This window comes from Microbacterium aurantiacum (genome assembly GCF_040532595.1).
GTDB lineage: Bacteria > Actinomycetota > Actinomycetes > Actinomycetales > Microbacteriaceae > Microbacterium > Microbacterium chocolatum_B.
The window spans coordinates 643,265-657,423 of record NZ_JBEVYX010000001.1 but is presented as its reverse complement, the minus strand read 5'-3'; the positions used below and the strand labels follow the sequence as shown (position 1 = coordinate 657,423).

Sequence of the window (14,159 nt, the reverse complement as noted above, 5' to 3'; positions counted from 1 at the left end):
GCCGGCAACGTGCGGTCAGGGATCGGTAACCTGCGCCCGCTAACGTCGCACGCCGTGACCACTCCTGCCCCCGACGGCTCCTGGCTGAGCGCCCTCGCCGACTGGACCGTGTCGCTGATGGACATCGTCGGGCCCGCCGGTGCGGGCCTTGCGGTCGCGCTGGAGAACCTCTTCCCCCCGCTCCCGAGCGAAGTGATCCTTCCCATGGCGGGCCTTGCGGCCAGTCGCGGCAGCTTCACCCTCTTCGAGGCGCTGGCGTGGACGACGGCGGGGTCCGTCGTCGGAGCGTTCGCGCTGTATTTCCTCGGCGCCGCGCTCGGGGTCGCCCGGCTTCGCGCCCTCGCGTCGCGCATCCCGCTCATGAGCCCGGGCGACATCGACCAGACGGTCGGGTGGTTCCAGCGTCACGGGTCGAAAGCGGTGTTCTTCGGCCGTATGCTCCCGATCTTCCGCAGCCTCATCTCCATCCCCGCGGGAGTCGTGCGGATGCCGTGGTGGAAGTTCGGGCTGCTCACCCTCGCCGGGAGCCTGATCTGGAACGGCATCTTCGTGATGTCCGGGTTCCTCCTCGGGGAGGCATGGCCGATCGTGGAGGAGTACGCCTCGATCCTCCAGTACGTCGTCATCGCCGCCGTCGCGGTCGCCGTCGCCTGGTTCCTCGTCTCGCGCATCCGCGGGGTGGTGCGCCGCCGACGGGGCGGGGCCGCCGATGCGAGGACCGCGGATGCCGCGGCCGCGGCCCGCACGGACGCGCCGTCTACGCTGGACGCATGACGACGCCTGCCGCGACGCCGCCTCGAACCTCGCCCTCCTTCCTGGTCGCCCTCCCCACGGTCCTGCTGAATGCCCTCCGTGGGGCGCTCATCGGCATGGCGGAGCTGATCCCGGGGATCTCCGGCGGAACCGTCGCCCTCATCACCGGCGTCTACGAGCGCCTCATCGACGCCGCCGCGCACGTGGTGTCGGCGGTGAAGCGTCTGGTCTTCGGGCCCGACCGTCGCGCCGGCTTCGTCGCGGAGATCCGCGCGGTCGACCTGTGGCTGATCATCCCCGTCGTCGGCGGCATGGCGGCGATGGTGCTGACCTTCGCCGGATTCGTCGAGGCTTTCGTCTCGGGCAACGCGGAGCTCTCCCGCGGTCTCTTCTTCGGCCTCGTCGCGGCGAGCATCGTCGTGCCGCTGCAGCTGATCCCGCGGGTTCGGCGCACGGTCGCCTCGCACGCCCGCGGCGCGATAGTCTTCCTCGGCTCCGCCTTCATCGCGTACGCCTCGATCGACCTCGCCGGCGGCGGACTCGTCGTCGATCCCCCGATCTGGCTGGTGTTCATCGCCGCCGCGATCGCGGTGTGCGCGCTCGTCGTCCCCGGCGTCTCGGGATCTTTCTTCCTCCTCGCGATCGGCCTTTACTCGCCGACGCTCCGTGCCGTCGCCGACCGCGACTGGGGCTACCTCGCCGTCTTCGCCCTCGGCGCGCTGGTGGGTCTGGTCACGATCGTCCGCGTCATGAAGTGGATGCTGGAGAACTACCGCCGCTTCACGCTGCTCGCGATGGCCGGCCTCATGCTCGGCTCGCTCCGGGCGCTGTGGCCCTGGCAGGCGCTCCCCCCGGGGGAGGACCACGGCGTCGGCGAACTCGTCGCCCCGTACGACCCGGTCGCAGGGCCCATCCTTCTCGCTCTCGTGGGCGCGGCGGCGGTCGTCGTGCTGCTCTTCGTCGAGCGGGGACTGCAGAGGCGTGCGGATGCCGTCCGCTCAGACGACCCCCAGAACCCGCCGACGTAGACTGGATAGGTGCCCGCCGAACGCCTCCATCTCGTCCGCCACGGGGAGGTCTTCAATCCCGGGCGCGTGCTCTACGGCCGCCTCCCCGGATTCGGGCTGAGCGAAGACGGGCGCCGGATGGCGGCGGATGCCGCGGCCTGGGTGAAGGAACTCGACCGGCCCGTGACCACTCTCGTGTGCTCGCCGCTGCAGCGGACGCGCGAGTCGGCGGAGCCGTTCACCGCGACGTTCGGACTCGACCCGCGCATCGACGAGCGCGTGATCGAGCCGACCAACGTCTTCGAGGGCCGTCGTATGAAGCGGGCGATGATGAACCCGCTGAACTGGCGTCACCTCAGCCGCCCCGCGCTGCCGTCGTGGGGCGAGCCGTACGCGCAGGTCATCTCCCGCATGGACGCGGCGATGACGGATGCCTGGAACGACGCCGACGGCGGCGACGTGGTCATCGTGTCGCACCAGCTGCCGATCTGGATCACCCACCTGTGGGTGGAGGGCGAGCCGCTGCGGCATGATCCGCGGCGTCGTCGGTGCGCGCTGTCGAGCGTGACGAGTTTCGAAGGCGGTCCCGGACAGTGGACCGAGGTGTCGTACGCCGAGCCCGCGTCCACCGCGGGCGCGGTCGATGTGGGAGCGGTGTGATGACGACGAACCGACGGCGCCGGGTGGCGGCATCCGTCCTCGCCCTGGCGCTCGCGGCGGGACTCACCGCCTGCACGAGCGATCCCCTGGCCGAGCAGTACCGCGAGGGTGACAACAAGGGCTTCATCGCCGCCGACGGCTTCCGCGTCGTCGAGATCCCCGAGGCCGATCGCACCAACCCGATCGAGTTCGAGGCGGTGCTCGACAACGGCGAGACCGCGACGAGCGCCGACTACGCCGGAGAGGTGCTGGTCGTGAACTTCTGGTACGCCGCCTGCGCGCCGTGCCGGGTCGAGGCCCCCGAGCTCGCCGAGGTGCACGAGAGCTTCCGCGACGACGGTGTCGACTTCCTCGGAGTGAACCTCTACGACGGCGCCGAAGCGTCCCAGGCCTTCGCCGAGACCTACGGCATCGAGTACCCGAGCGCGCTCACCACCGTCGACGGCTCGATCAAACTCGCGTTCGCGGGCGAGACGCCGCTGAACGCGGTGCCGGTCACCCTCGTCCTCGACCGCGACGGCCGGGTCGCCGCGCGCCTCATCGGACAGATCAGCGACGCGTCGATCCTCGAGACCCTCGTCCGCGACACCCGGGACGAAGCGTGAACATCGCCGCGATCGTCGCCGACGGCACACTGCTCCTCGCGATCCCGATCGCCGTCCTCGCGGGGCTCGTCTCGTTCCTCTCGCCGTGCGTCCTTCCCCTCGTGCCCGGATACCTCGGCTTCCTCGGCGGGGCCGTCGCCCCGCGTCCGCGGGCCCGGGTCGCCGTCGGCACCTCCCAGAGCTCGGCAGGAGGAGTGACGGATGCCGCGCCCGACGCCGGAGCGCCCTCGCCCCGCAGCGACATCGCCCCCGAGCCCGACGGCTCGCGCGGCCGGCTCCTGTGGGGGGTCGTGCTCTTCATCGCCGGGTTCACCCTGGTCTTCGTCAGCATCGCGATGCTCGGCGGGACGCTCGGGCGCTTCCTCATCGAGTATCAGGACGTCATCACCCGCATCCTGGGTGTCGTCATCATCGCCCTCGGGCTCGTCTTCATCGGCGTCTTCGGGATGGCCCAGCGCACCCTCCGACCCCAGGTGCGCGGGGGAGTGGGACTCGCCGGAGCACCCCTCCTCGGTATCGCGCTCGGGATCGGCTGGACGCCGTGCATCGGGCCCACCCTCGCAGTCATCCTCGGGATGTCGTTCGACTCCGGCTCGGTCGCCCGCGGTGCTGTCCTCGGCCTCGCCTACTCGCTCGGTCTCGGCATCCCGTTCGTCCTCCTCGCCCTCGGCTTCGGCTGGGCGACACGGTCGGTGTCGTTCCTCCGCCGCCACATCCGCACCGTGAACCTCCTCGGCGGCGGTCTGCTCATCGTCCTCGGCCTCCTCATGGTGACCGGGGTCTGGACGGCGCTCATGGCGCAGCTACAGGGGGTGTTCCTCAGTGTCCCGCTCCCGATCTGACCTCGACGGGGTCCGCGCAGACGCCGACGCCGACGGGCGTCGCGAGACGCTCGAGGGTCGCCCGTCCGATCACGCCGACAGTGCGGCATCCGGCGACGACGACATCACCCAGCCGCGTCTCGGCGTCGTCGGGTGGCTCCGCTGGGGCTGGCGTCAGCTCACGTCGATGCGGACGGCGCTGCTCCTTCTCCTCCTCCTCGCCATCGCGGCGGTGCCGGGGTCCCTCGTCCCGCAGCGCGGTGCCGACCCGAACGGCGTCACGCAGTACTTCGCCGACAACCCGGATCTCGCCCCGATCCTGGACGACCTGAGCCTGTTCGACGTGTACACGTCGCCGTGGTTCTCGGCGATCTACATCCTGCTGTTCATCTCGCTCATCGGCTGCGTGATCCCGCGCACGAAGCACCACTGGAAAGCGCTCCGTTCGCGTCCGCCGCGCACGCCCGCACGCCTCGAGCGTCTGGCGGCCTTCCGGTCGGAGACCCTCGAGGTCCCCTCGGGAGCGGATGCCGCAGCCCGAGCCGAAGCGGCCGTCGACAGCGCCGCGCGCCAGCTGCGGCGCGCGGGCTACCGCGTCGAGCGATACGACGGGCGGGGGAGCGTGTCGGTCTCGGCCGAGCGCGGCTACCTGCGAGAAACCGGCAACCTCGTGTTCCACGGCGCGCTCGTGGGCGTGCTCATCGCGGTCGGCCTCGGCGGGGGGTTCACCTACACCGGGCAGACGGTGATCATCGAGGGGCGTTCGTTCGTCAACACCCTCCTCGACTACACCTCCTTCAACCCGGGGCGCTTCGTCGACGAGGAGGCCCTCGCCCCGTACGCGCTGACGCTCGACCGATTCGACGTCACCTACCAGCCCGTCGGCGAGCCGGGAGCCGGCCAGGCGGGTGACTTCGTCGCGAACCTCACCACGGAGCGTCCGGGCGAGGCCACGCAGCCCGCGGAGGTGCGCGTCAACGAACCGCTCGACATCGACGGCGACCGGATCTACCTCATGGGCAACGGCTACGCGCCGACCATCACGATCCGCGACGGCGAGGGCGACGTCGTCTTCTCCGAGCCGGTGCCGTTCCTTCCGCAGGACAGCTTTATGACCTCGCTCGGGGTCATCAAGGTGCCCGACGGGATGCCGGAGCAGCTCGGCATGGTCGGCTTCTTCTACCCGACCCAGGGTCAGCTGGCCTCGGGGGCCTTCACCTCGATCTACCCGGCGCTGATCAATCCGGTCGTGACGCTCGAGGTGTATGAGGGCGACCTCGGCATCGATGACGGAACCCCTCGCTCGGTCTACACCCTCGACCCGTCCGACATGACCCCGATCGCGGGCCGCGACGCCGAGGCGGAGGCCCCGACGCTCGAGCTCGCGCCCGGGCAGACCGCGGAGCTCCCCGGCGGTCGCGGGTCGGTCACCTTCGAGTCGGAGGCGCCCGAGGGTGCCCAGGGATACGACGAATCCGTCAAGCGCTACGTGTCGCTCTCGATCCACCGGGACGCCGCGGCCACGTGGGTGCTCCTGTTCGCGATGCTCGCCACCGGCGGGCTGCTCGCCGCCCTGTTCGTCCCGCGTCGGCGCATGTGGGTCAAGGCGACCGCCGACGGCGACCGCGTCACCGTGCAGTACGCCGGTCTCGCCCGCGGCGAAGACCCCGGTCTGAACCAGGCCGTGGACCAGTTCGCCGACACCCACGGCCAGTCCCTCTCCGCCGGAGAGGGTGCTCCGACCCGCACGTAGACTGGGAACCATGCCCGACGCCCTCGCTCTCGACTCGATCTCGGTGCTCCTCGTGTGGACGGCGATCGCCGTCTACGCCCTGGCCTTCATCGCCTACGCGATCGACCTCGCGCGCCGCTCCGCGGTCGCGATCGAGATGCAGGACGCCCGGGTCCGCGAGAGCGAGCGAGAGCTCGTCGGCGTCGGTGTCTCGGCAGGAGCCGCGGGCGCGGCATCCGGCGGGGAGACCCTTGCGCAGGTCCGCGAGAGTCAGCAGGCTGCCGAGAAGGCACTGAACGCTCCGGTCTCGGCGCGGACCAAGCAGCTGTGGGCCCGCCTCGGGACCGTGCTCACCGTCATCGGCTTCCTCTTCCACCTCGCCGCCACGATCGGGCGCGGAGTGGCGGCGGAGCGCGTGCCGTGGTCGAACATGTACGAGTTCGCCCTGACCGGCACGCTCCTCATCGTCGCGGTGTACCTCGCCGTCCTCTTCCGTTTCGACCTGCGCTTCCTCGGCTCCCTCATCACAGGAATGACGGTTCTGCTCCTGGGTGGCGCGACGCTGTCGTTCTACGTCGAGGTCGTGCCCCTCGCCGATCCGCTCAAGAGCGTGTGGCTCGTCATCCACGTCTTCGTCGCGACCCTCGCGACCGCCCTGTTCGCCCTGGCGTTCGGGCTGTCGGTGCTGCAGCTCATGCAGGGCCGCCGCGAGCGGCGCGCGATCGCCGCCGTGGGCGCGGTGGGGTCTGACGGGGCCGTGTCGACCGGGCCCCGATTCCTTCGCACCCTTCCGAGCGCGGACGCGCTGGAGTCCCTCGCCTACCGCTTCGCGATCGTCGGGTTCATCTTCTGGACCTTCACGCTGATCGCCGGGTCTATCTGGGCGAACGACGCATGGGGCCGATACTGGGGCTTCGACACCAAGGAAGTGTGGACCTTCGTCATCTGGGTGCTCTACGCCGGCTACATCCACGCCCGCGCGACGCGCGGCTGGCGCGGCTCGCGGTCGGCGTGGCTGTCGATCATCGGCTTCACCGCGGTGCTGTTCAACTTCACCATCGTGAATATGTTCTTCAAGGGCCTGCACGCCTACTCCGGCCTCAGCTGAGCGGCCTCAGACGCTCCGCCTGCGCGCCAGCAGGATCGCTTGGCTGTGCGCCTCGGTCGCCCGCGGAGCGCGGACCAGACTCGTCTCCGGCACGAGGTCGACGCTCGCGAGTGCCGACTCCACGTCGGACGGCGTGTGGAGGTGGGCGGTGAGCGCCACCTCGCGACCGTAGGCCCGTCGCACGGTCCGCGGGCCCGACCCCACCTGGAACGCGACGAGGACCGCCGCGCCCGGACTCGACACCCTCGCGATCTCCCGGAGGATCTCGGCCAGACCGTCGGTCGGCGTGTGGATCACCGAGTACCAGGCGATCACGGCGTCGAAGCGAGCATCGTCGAACGGCAGGGTGGCGAGATCAGCGCGGACGAGCTCGGCGTCGTGGGCCGCGCGCGAGGCCTCCTCGAGCATCCCGTCCGAGAGGTCGACGCCGACGAGGCGGAGCGACGGGCGCTGAGCGTGGACGTGCGCGAGGAGCCGGCCCGTGCCGCACCCGGCGTCGAGGACCGACGCCCCTTCCGGAAGTTCCCGCACGACCTCGTCGATCATCGCGCGATCGAGCGGGGCTTCGTGGGAGAGGTCGGGAAGGGCCGCCGCATAGGCGGCCGCCACGGTGTCGTAGGCAATGCGCGTCGCCTTCCCGCGTTCATCCATCGTCGGAGCCTACGGGGAGAGCAGGACGCGAAGGGGCCCCGGGCATGACGCCCGGGGCCCCTTCGTCGCGCGCGTGGGTCAGGCCTCTGCGAGGACCGCGCGTGCGGAGACGGTGCGCTTGCGGACCACCGCCAGGGTGCTGGCGATGAAGGCGAGGATCGCCCAGATGACCAGGCCCGCGATCCCGGCGCCGAGGCCCTCGGCGGGGGTGAGCGCCGAGAGCATCGCCGCGTAGGCGGGAGCTGTCGGGAGGAGGCTTGCGACATCCGCCAGCACGCCGGGGATCGTCGAGACGATTCCGGTGGCGACGGCCAGAACCCCCACGAGCGCGGCGACCCAGCGGCCGGCGCCCCCGAGGACGGCGACGAACGCCTGGTTCACCGCGGCGAAGGCGACACCGGCGACGACGCAGACGCCCGCGAACACCGCCCACTCGCCCCACGTGTACGACGCGGCGGTCTGCACGACCGCGGCGACCAGGAAGCCCTGCACCGCACCGATCCCCGCGGCGGGAAGGAACTGGCGTCCGGCGAGGACCGCCGACGGTGCGCGCGAGGTCAGCGCGCGGCGCGACACCGCCTGCAGAGCGATGAACGTGCCGACACCGCCGAACCACAGGGCGAGGGTCGCCAGGAGCGGCACCGCGGCGGCACCGAAGAGCGACGTGCCCGTGCCCTCGGCGCTGACGGGGTCGGCGACGACGGACGCCAGGTCGGTCGCCTCGCTGTCGGTGTAGCTGGGCAGGGCGTCGGCGGCCTCGGCGAGGCCAGAGGCGAGCGTGTCGGTGCCGTCCGCGAGCTGACCGATGCCGTCTCCGAGATCACCCGCTCCGGTCGCCGCCGTTCGCGCGCCCGCGGCCCACGTCTGCGCGCCGTACGCCCACTCGTTCGCGCCGGAGGCGAAGGTGTTCGCCCCCGAGGCGAGCGCACCGGCGCCGGCGGACAGGTCGTTCGCGCCGCCGGAGAGCTGCTGCAACCCGCCCGCGGCGTCGTTCGCGCCGGCGGCGAGCTCGGTGATGCCGCCGGTGATCGCGCCGTAGCCGCCGGCGATCTGCTGCAGGCTCGCCCCGACCTGGGGGAGCGCGGCGATGCCCTCGACGCCGGCGGCGATCTGGTCGGACTGCCCGAGGATCGCGATCGCCTCGGGGAGCGCCTCCTGCGCGCGGAGGGAGGCCTGGTCCAGCGCCGCGCAGATCTCCGGCGCGGTTCCGGATGCCGCGCAGTCGGCCGCTGCCTGCTCCAGCTCCGCGACGCTCGCCTCGAGGGTCTGCTGGATGGAGGCGCTGTTGGCGGCGAGGGCGTTCGCGGCGTCGACGACCTCGGCGGGCAGCTGCGGAGACGCGGCGATCCCGTCGGCGATCTGCGTCAGGCCGTTGTTCAGCGGGATCATTCCGGCGGCGAGGTCGCTCGCGCCGGTGGACAGCTCCTGCAGGCCGGATGCCGAGAGCGCGGCGCCGTTCGCGAGCTGTCCCGCACCGTCGGCGAGGCCGCCGGCGCCGGTGGCGATCTCGGAGGCCCCGCCACCGATCTGGTTCGCAGCCCCCGCCAGCTGGCCGGCGCCGTTCGCGAGCTCATCGATGCCGTCGGCGAGGGAGACCGCGCCGTCAGCGGCGTCGCCCGCTCCGTCCGCCAGCTCCCCGGCGCCGTCGGCGGCGTCGCCCAGCTGATCCCCGAGCGTGGTGAAGCCGAGGAAGACGTTCTCGAGATAGATCTCGGACAGTTCCTGCCCGGTCGCGGACGCGGCGGCCCGGGCGACCTGCGCGGTGATCGCATCGTCGACGAGACGGCTGTCCGGCGGCGTCTGCACCTCGATCACCGCACGCTCCGGGGTCTCGCCCGGCCGGGTCGAGGTCGCGGCGGCGGAGAAGTTGTCGGGGATCGTGATGACCGCGGCATACTCGCCATCGGCGAGCCCCGTCGCGGCATCCTCGTCGTTGGTGATGATCCACGTGAGGTTGCTGTCGAGTTCATCGGAGCCCTCGACGAGCCCCGATGTCAGCTGACGACCGAGCGGCACGAGCTGGTCGTCGATGGTCACCGGCTCGTCGTCGTTGACGACGGCGGCGGTGATCGCATCAAGCCGCTCGGTGGGGTTGTAGAGCGCGGCGACGAGGATGCCGCCGATCACGACCGGCAGCAGCAGCACGCCGAGGACGGTCAGCCAGGTGACGGGCCGGCGCGAGCGGGCGCGTTCGATGGGCAGGGTCATGCGAGGACTCCGTTCAGGTCGCGCGGCGCCGTGCGGGCGGCGGAGCCGGCGGACGAGAGGTCGAGGATCGTGGCCCCGCGGCGACCGGCGTCGTCGAGGAGCGCCGTGGCGAAGCGGGTGTCGCGCGCGGAGATCACGAAGGAGGTTCCGGCGGCGTCGCGCAGGAGCGCGGCGACCCGGTCGAGGTGCGGGCCCGGAGGGAGGGCGTCGAGGCCGTCGATGACGACCACGGAGGTGCGTCCCCGCAGGGCGCGGGCGATCTCGCCCACCGGATCCTCCGCGTCGCGGAGGAGGGCGACGCCCACGTGGGCGCGGACCCACGCCGCCCGCTCGGGGAGGAGGTGACCGGCCACCCGGAGGCGCCCGTCGGTCGGGGCGAGGCGTCCGGCGACGGTCAAGAGCAGCGCGCGAGAGGTGATCGGGGCCTCCGCGGTCACGACGAGGTCCTCACCGGGCTCGAGGCGGAAGGTCGCGCCGGCGAAGACGGAGCGTCCGTCGTCGGTGACGCCGAGCCCGTCGGCGACCACCGTGGCCGTCGTGTCGCGCTCCGGCCAATCGGTGAGCGAGAGCTCCCGCTCGACGGCCTCGCCCTCGATGTCGAAGTGCGGGAGGATGCGGTCGAGCCAGCGCGGCATCCACCACGCCTTGTCGCCGAGGAGGGTCATGAGCGCGGGGATGAGCGTCATCCGCACCACGAACGCGTCGAGCGCGATGCCCGCGGCGAGTCCCAGGGCGATGGGCTTGATGGACGAGTCGCCTTCGGGGACGAACGCGGCGAAGACGGCGAACATGATCAGAGCCGCGGCGGTCACCACGCGCGCGGAGGCGGTGAAGCCGGAGCGCACCGCGCCGATCGCGGTCTCGCGGGGCGCGCGGCCGCGGCGGGCACGGAGGGCGTGGACGTAGTCCTCCCGCATCCGCGAGACGAGGAAGACCTGGTAGTCCATGGCGAGCCCGAACAGCACGCCCATGAGGATGATCGGCATGAAGCTGATGACAGGGCCGACCCGGCCGACGTGGAGGAGGTCGGCGAACCAGCCCCACTCGAACACCGCCGCGACGATGCCGAACGCGGCGACCACCGACAGCAGGTAGCCGAGGGCGGCCGTGAGCGGCACCGCGATCGAGCGGAACACGATCATCAGCAGGATGAACGACAGCCCGACCACGAAGATCCCGAAGGGGAGGAGCGCAGCCCCGAGGCGGTCGGAGATGTCGATCGCGACGGCGGTGAAGCCGGTGACGACGAGGTCGACACCGTACTCGTCGGCGAGTTCAGGCGCGAGGTCACGGAGAGCACGCACCAGGTCGGCGGTCTCAGGATCGTCCGGGGCGGTCGTGGGGACGATCTGGATGATGCCGGTGTCGGCGGTCGCGTTCGGGGTCGCGAGGGCGACCTCCTTCACGCCGGGGACCTTCTCGACCTCCGCGGCGAGGTCCTCCATCAGTCCCAGCGGGTCGGTGGAGGTCACGATGGTCCCGGTCATGATGAGCGGGCCGTTGAAGCCGGGGCCGAACTCCTCCGCGGCGAGGTCGTAGCTCTCGCGGACGGCGGTGCCCTCCGGCTGGACGCCGCCGTTCGGGAGGGCGAGCGCGAGGCTCGTCGACGGGATGGCGAGGATGCCGAGCCCCAGGACCACCGCGATCGTCGTGATGAGCGGATGCCGGGTGACGGTCATCACCCAGCGGTTGGTCTTGTGCACGCGGCGCGTGCGGCGCGGCGTCCGTCGCTTCCAGCCGACGACCCGCCCGCGCACGAAGCCGAGGAGGGCGGGGGTGAGGGTGATGGCGACCGCGACGGCGATGGCGACGGCGACGGATGCCGCGATGCCCATCGTCGTGAGGAAGGGGATGTTGGCGAACGACAGGCCGATGAGGGCGATCAGCACCGTGACGCCGGCGAAGACGACGGCGGAGCCGGCGGTTCCCGTGGCGCGGGCGACGGACTCCTCCGGATCCATGCCGGCGCGCACCTGGTCTTGGTGCCGGGCGACGATGAACAGGGCGTAGTCGATGCCGACCGCGAGGCCCAGCATGAGGGCCAGCAGCGGGGTGGTCGACGACACGGTCGCGACGAGGGTCGCGAGGAGGATCAGGGCCATCGAGATGCCGACCCCGATGATCGCGGTGGCCAGCGGCAGGCCCGCGACGAGGAACGAACGGAACGTCACCATCAGTACCAGGAGCGCGATGACGACGCCGACGACCTCGGTGATGGTGAGTCCGGGGACGGAGGTGGCGAACAGGTCGCCGCCGAGCGCGACCTGCGAGCCGTCGGGGAGGGCGGCGGCGAGATCGTCGGAGATCTGCTGGAGGGCGGCGGTCGACTCGTCCGAGACCTCCGTCGCCTGGCCCTCGAACTGGAGCCGGACGATGGCCGCGGTCTCGTCCTCGTTCACCAGGCCGGTGACCAGTTCGTCGTAGGGGTCGGTGACCCCCAGCACGCCGTCCAGATCGCCGAGCTCGGTCACGGCATCCTCGATCGCGCCGCGGTAGGGCTCGTCCACGATCGACTCGCCCTCGGTGGCGACCACGACGATCTGCGCGCTCGTGCCGCTCACCTCCGGGAAGGTGCGGTTGAGCTGCTCGAGACCGGCCTCGGCCTCGGTGCCCGGGATCGAGAAGGAGTTGTCGGTGCCCTGATTGAACAGGACCGCGCCGCCGCCGCTGAGGACGAGGATCAGGAGCCAGCCGACGAGGACGCGCCACGGGTGACGGTACGACCAGCGCCCGAGGGCGTACAGAACGGTGGACACAGCGCCTCCGGCTCAGGGATCAGGTTTCGGGTTCGGTGTTCGGGGTGAAGCTCGGGATGTCGATACAGCGCTGTATCGGATACATGAGTGTATCGTAGAGCGCTGCACCCCGGGCCAACCTGAGTGCCCCGTGTGAGATCGAGACCGGAGGAACCATGACGGACGTCGCCGCCACCTCTCCCCGCCGTGAAGCCACCCGGCAGAAGCTCCGCGACGCCGCCGCCCAGACGTTCGCCGAGGTGGGTCTGGACGCGGCATCCGTCGAGGCGATCTGCGAACGCGCGGGCTTCACGCGGGGCGCCTTCTACTCGAACTACGAGACGAAAGAGGAGCTCTTCCTCGATCTCGCCGGCGAGGTGGCGCGCGAGCGGGTGGGCGTGGTGCGCGACCGCGTCGCCGAACTGCAGCGCGAGGGCGTGCTCGCAGAGGCATCGGGGCGGGCCATCGACCTGGTCGGGCAGATCGTCGACACGTCCCTCGAGGACCGCGCCGGTGTGCTGCTGATGAGCGAGATCCGCATCCACGCGCTGCGCTCGCCGGCGCTGGCCGCCGCCTACCTCGCGCAGGAGGACGAGATGGTCGCCGGTGTCGCGCAGATCATCGCCGAGATCGCCGACGGTGACACGCTCCGCTTCCGCCTCGCGCCGGAGCACGCGGCGCGGATGCTGATCACGGCCTGGGAGAGCGCGTCGGTGCGCGCGGTGATGTCCGGGGCCGACCAGGGCGAGCTCTGCCGTCGCTCGAACGAAGAGGTCGCGCGGGTCGCGCAGCTCCTTCTGGAGGAGGGGCCCGCGGTCTGAGCCGGCTCAGGCTTGCGCGAGGTTACGAGGTCTGCGCGAGGACGGCGTGGGCCCGGGTGAGCCGCGCACGCCACCAGGCGGTGCGCTCGGGCGAGGCAGCGTGACGCGCGAGCAGGGCCGGATCGGCGGCGACGCGGGCGACGGGGATCACGCCGCCGCGCGGGCGGAGAGGTGTGGTCGCGACATCCGCAGTGAGCAGCGAGGCGGTGCCGAGACCGCAGTCGAAGTCGAGGTCGGGCAGGGCCGCGGCCAGCGCCGCACCCATCGACAGGCCGACGGACGTGTCGAGGGCGCTGGAGACCACTGCGGGGAGGCCCGCCTCCGCGATCACCGCGAGTGCGCGCCGGATGCCGCCGAGAGGCTGGGCCTTCACCACGACGATGTCGGCCGCACCCGCACGCGCGACGGCCACGGGATCCTCCGCCTTCCGAACGCTCTCGTCGGCGGCGATCGGGATCCCCATGTAGCGGATGCGGCGCCGCAGCTCCGCGAGTTCGTCGACGCTCGCGCAGGGCTGCTCGACGTACTCCAGATCGAACTCGGCGAGCGCGTGGACGGCGTGCTCGGCCTCGTCGACGTTCCAGCCGGCGTTCGCGTCGATGCGGATGCGGCCCTCCGGACCGAGCGCCTCCCGCACGGCGCGCACTCGCGCGACGTCGTCGCTCAGGCGCTGACCCGCCTCGGCGACCTTGACCTTCGCGGTGCGGCATCCGTCGAAGCGGGCGAGGACATCGGCCACCCGCTCGGCAGGGACGGCCGGGACCGTGGCGTTCACGGGGATGTCGGTGCGGAGAGCCGGGGGAGCCGGCATCCATCCGAAGTCGATCGCACCCGCGAGCCAGTGCGCGGCCTCGACGTCGTCGTACTCGGCGAAGGGCGAGAACTCCGTCCAGCCTTCGGGGCCCTCGAGGAGCACGGCCTCGCGCACCTCGATTCCGCGGAAGCGCGTCGCCAGCGGGAGGGCGACGACGTGCGCAGTGGCGAGGAGCTCCGCGAGGGGAGGCAGAGGGGCGGCGGGCAGAAACGGGGCATCGGTGCGCACGCGTCCATCCTGGTCC

The 14,159-nt window shown here is 71.7% G+C and carries 12 protein-coding genes; 8 read left to right on the top strand and 4 right to left on the bottom strand.

Annotated features, from left to right (window positions below; genetic code table 11):
* Window positions 1–117 precede the first annotated feature (117 nt).
* From ABXJ56_RS03265 to ccsB, 7 genes are read left to right on the top strand one after another with little or no spacing between them, the layout of a single operon-like run.
* Window positions 118–774 carry a DedA family protein gene (locus ABXJ56_RS03265; protein ID WP_353999955.1) on the top strand — a complete coding sequence of 219 codons (657 nt, stop codon included), beginning with the start codon at window positions 118–120 and terminating at the stop codon, window positions 772–774.
* A complete protein-coding gene (locus tag ABXJ56_RS03260; protein ID WP_353998289.1) occupies window positions 771–1,781 on the top strand; it encodes a DUF368 domain-containing protein in 1,011 nt (336 codons plus the stop codon). Before ABXJ56_RS03265 ends, ABXJ56_RS03260 begins: the two co-directional genes overlap by 4 nt.
* A 9-nt stretch (window positions 1,782–1,790) precedes the next feature.
* Complete coding sequence (locus ABXJ56_RS03255; protein ID WP_353998288.1) at window positions 1,791–2,420, top strand: histidine phosphatase family protein; 630 nt, start codon at window positions 1,791–1,793, stop codon at window positions 2,418–2,420.
* Window positions 2,420–3,025: a TlpA family protein disulfide reductase gene (locus ABXJ56_RS03250; RefSeq protein ID WP_353998287.1), complete on the top strand. Its 606-nt coding sequence runs from the start codon at window positions 2,420–2,422 to the stop codon at window positions 3,023–3,025. Before ABXJ56_RS03255 ends, ABXJ56_RS03250 begins: the two co-directional genes overlap by 1 nt.
* On the top strand, window positions 3,022–3,867 hold the full coding sequence (locus tag ABXJ56_RS03245; RefSeq protein WP_353998286.1) for a cytochrome c biogenesis CcdA family protein: 846 nt from the start codon (window positions 3,022–3,024) through the stop codon (window positions 3,865–3,867). The genes ABXJ56_RS03250 and ABXJ56_RS03245 overlap by 4 nt, the downstream gene beginning before the upstream one ends.
* Window positions 3,848–5,599, top strand: coding sequence for a cytochrome c biogenesis protein ResB (gene resB / locus ABXJ56_RS03240; RefSeq protein WP_435404950.1), 1,752 nt, complete (start codon window positions 3,848–3,850; stop codon window positions 5,597–5,599). Before ABXJ56_RS03245 ends, resB begins: the two co-directional genes overlap by 20 nt.
* A 10-nt stretch (window positions 5,600–5,609) precedes the next feature.
* Complete coding sequence (gene ccsB / locus ABXJ56_RS03235; protein ID WP_353998285.1) at window positions 5,610–6,686, top strand: c-type cytochrome biogenesis protein CcsB; 1,077 nt, start codon at window positions 5,610–5,612, stop codon at window positions 6,684–6,686.
* Window positions 6,687–6,692: 6 nt separating this feature from the next.
* Here ccsB and ABXJ56_RS03230 read toward each other — a convergent pair whose 3' ends face one another.
* The 3 genes from ABXJ56_RS03230 to ABXJ56_RS03220 form a co-directional block, all read right to left on the bottom strand.
* Window positions 6,693–7,337 (bottom strand): class I SAM-dependent methyltransferase, encoded by a 645-nt coding sequence (locus ABXJ56_RS03230; RefSeq protein ID WP_353998284.1) that lies wholly within the window; start codon window positions 7,335–7,337, stop codon window positions 6,693–6,695.
* Between the two features lie 78 nt (window positions 7,338–7,415).
* On the bottom strand, window positions 7,416–9,545 hold the full coding sequence (locus tag ABXJ56_RS03225) for a YhgE/Pip domain-containing protein (RefSeq protein WP_353998283.1): 2,130 nt from the start codon (window positions 9,543–9,545) through the stop codon (window positions 7,416–7,418).
* On the bottom strand, window positions 9,542–12,301 hold the full coding sequence (locus ABXJ56_RS03220) for an efflux RND transporter permease subunit (RefSeq protein ID WP_353998282.1): 2,760 nt from the start codon (window positions 12,299–12,301) through the stop codon (window positions 9,542–9,544). The genes ABXJ56_RS03225 and ABXJ56_RS03220 overlap by 4 nt, the downstream gene beginning before the upstream one ends.
* A 155-nt stretch (window positions 12,302–12,456) precedes the next feature.
* Here ABXJ56_RS03220 and ABXJ56_RS03215 point away from each other — a divergent pair, with 155 nt between their 5' ends.
* Window positions 12,457–13,101, top strand: coding sequence for a TetR/AcrR family transcriptional regulator (locus ABXJ56_RS03215; RefSeq protein WP_353998281.1), 645 nt, complete (start codon window positions 12,457–12,459; stop codon window positions 13,099–13,101).
* 22 nt (window positions 13,102–13,123) lie between these two features.
* Here the strand turns inward: ABXJ56_RS03215 and ABXJ56_RS03210 are convergent, their stop codons facing one another.
* Entirely contained in the window at window positions 13,124–14,143 is a 1,020-nt protein-coding gene (locus tag ABXJ56_RS03210; protein WP_353998280.1) for an o-succinylbenzoate synthase, read from the bottom strand.
* Between the last annotated feature and the right edge of the window lie 16 nt (window positions 14,144–14,159).

Bases quoted from the DNA above. Each gene is read 5' to 3' on its own strand.
- ccsB (WP_353998285.1), top strand. From the start codon at position 5,610: ATGCCCGACGCCCTCGCTCTCGACTCGATCTCGGTGCTCCTCGTGTGG.
- ABXJ56_RS03265 (WP_353999955.1), top strand. From the start codon at position 118: ATGGACATCGTCGGGCCCGCCGGTGCGGGCCTTGCGGTCGCGCTGGAG.
- ABXJ56_RS03260 (WP_353998289.1), top strand. From the start codon at position 771: ATGACGACGCCTGCCGCGACGCCGCCTCGAACCTCGCCCTCCTTCCTG.
- ABXJ56_RS03225 (WP_353998283.1), bottom strand. From the start codon at position 9,545: ATGACCCTGCCCATCGAACGCGCCCGCTCGCGCCGGCCCGTCACCTGG.
- ABXJ56_RS03250 (WP_353998287.1), top strand. From the start codon at position 2,420: ATGACGACGAACCGACGGCGCCGGGTGGCGGCATCCGTCCTCGCCCTG.
- ABXJ56_RS03230 (WP_353998284.1), bottom strand. From the start codon at position 7,337: ATGGATGAACGCGGGAAGGCGACGCGCATTGCCTACGACACCGTGGCG.
- ABXJ56_RS03215 (WP_353998281.1), top strand. From the start codon at position 12,457: ATGACGGACGTCGCCGCCACCTCTCCCCGCCGTGAAGCCACCCGGCAG.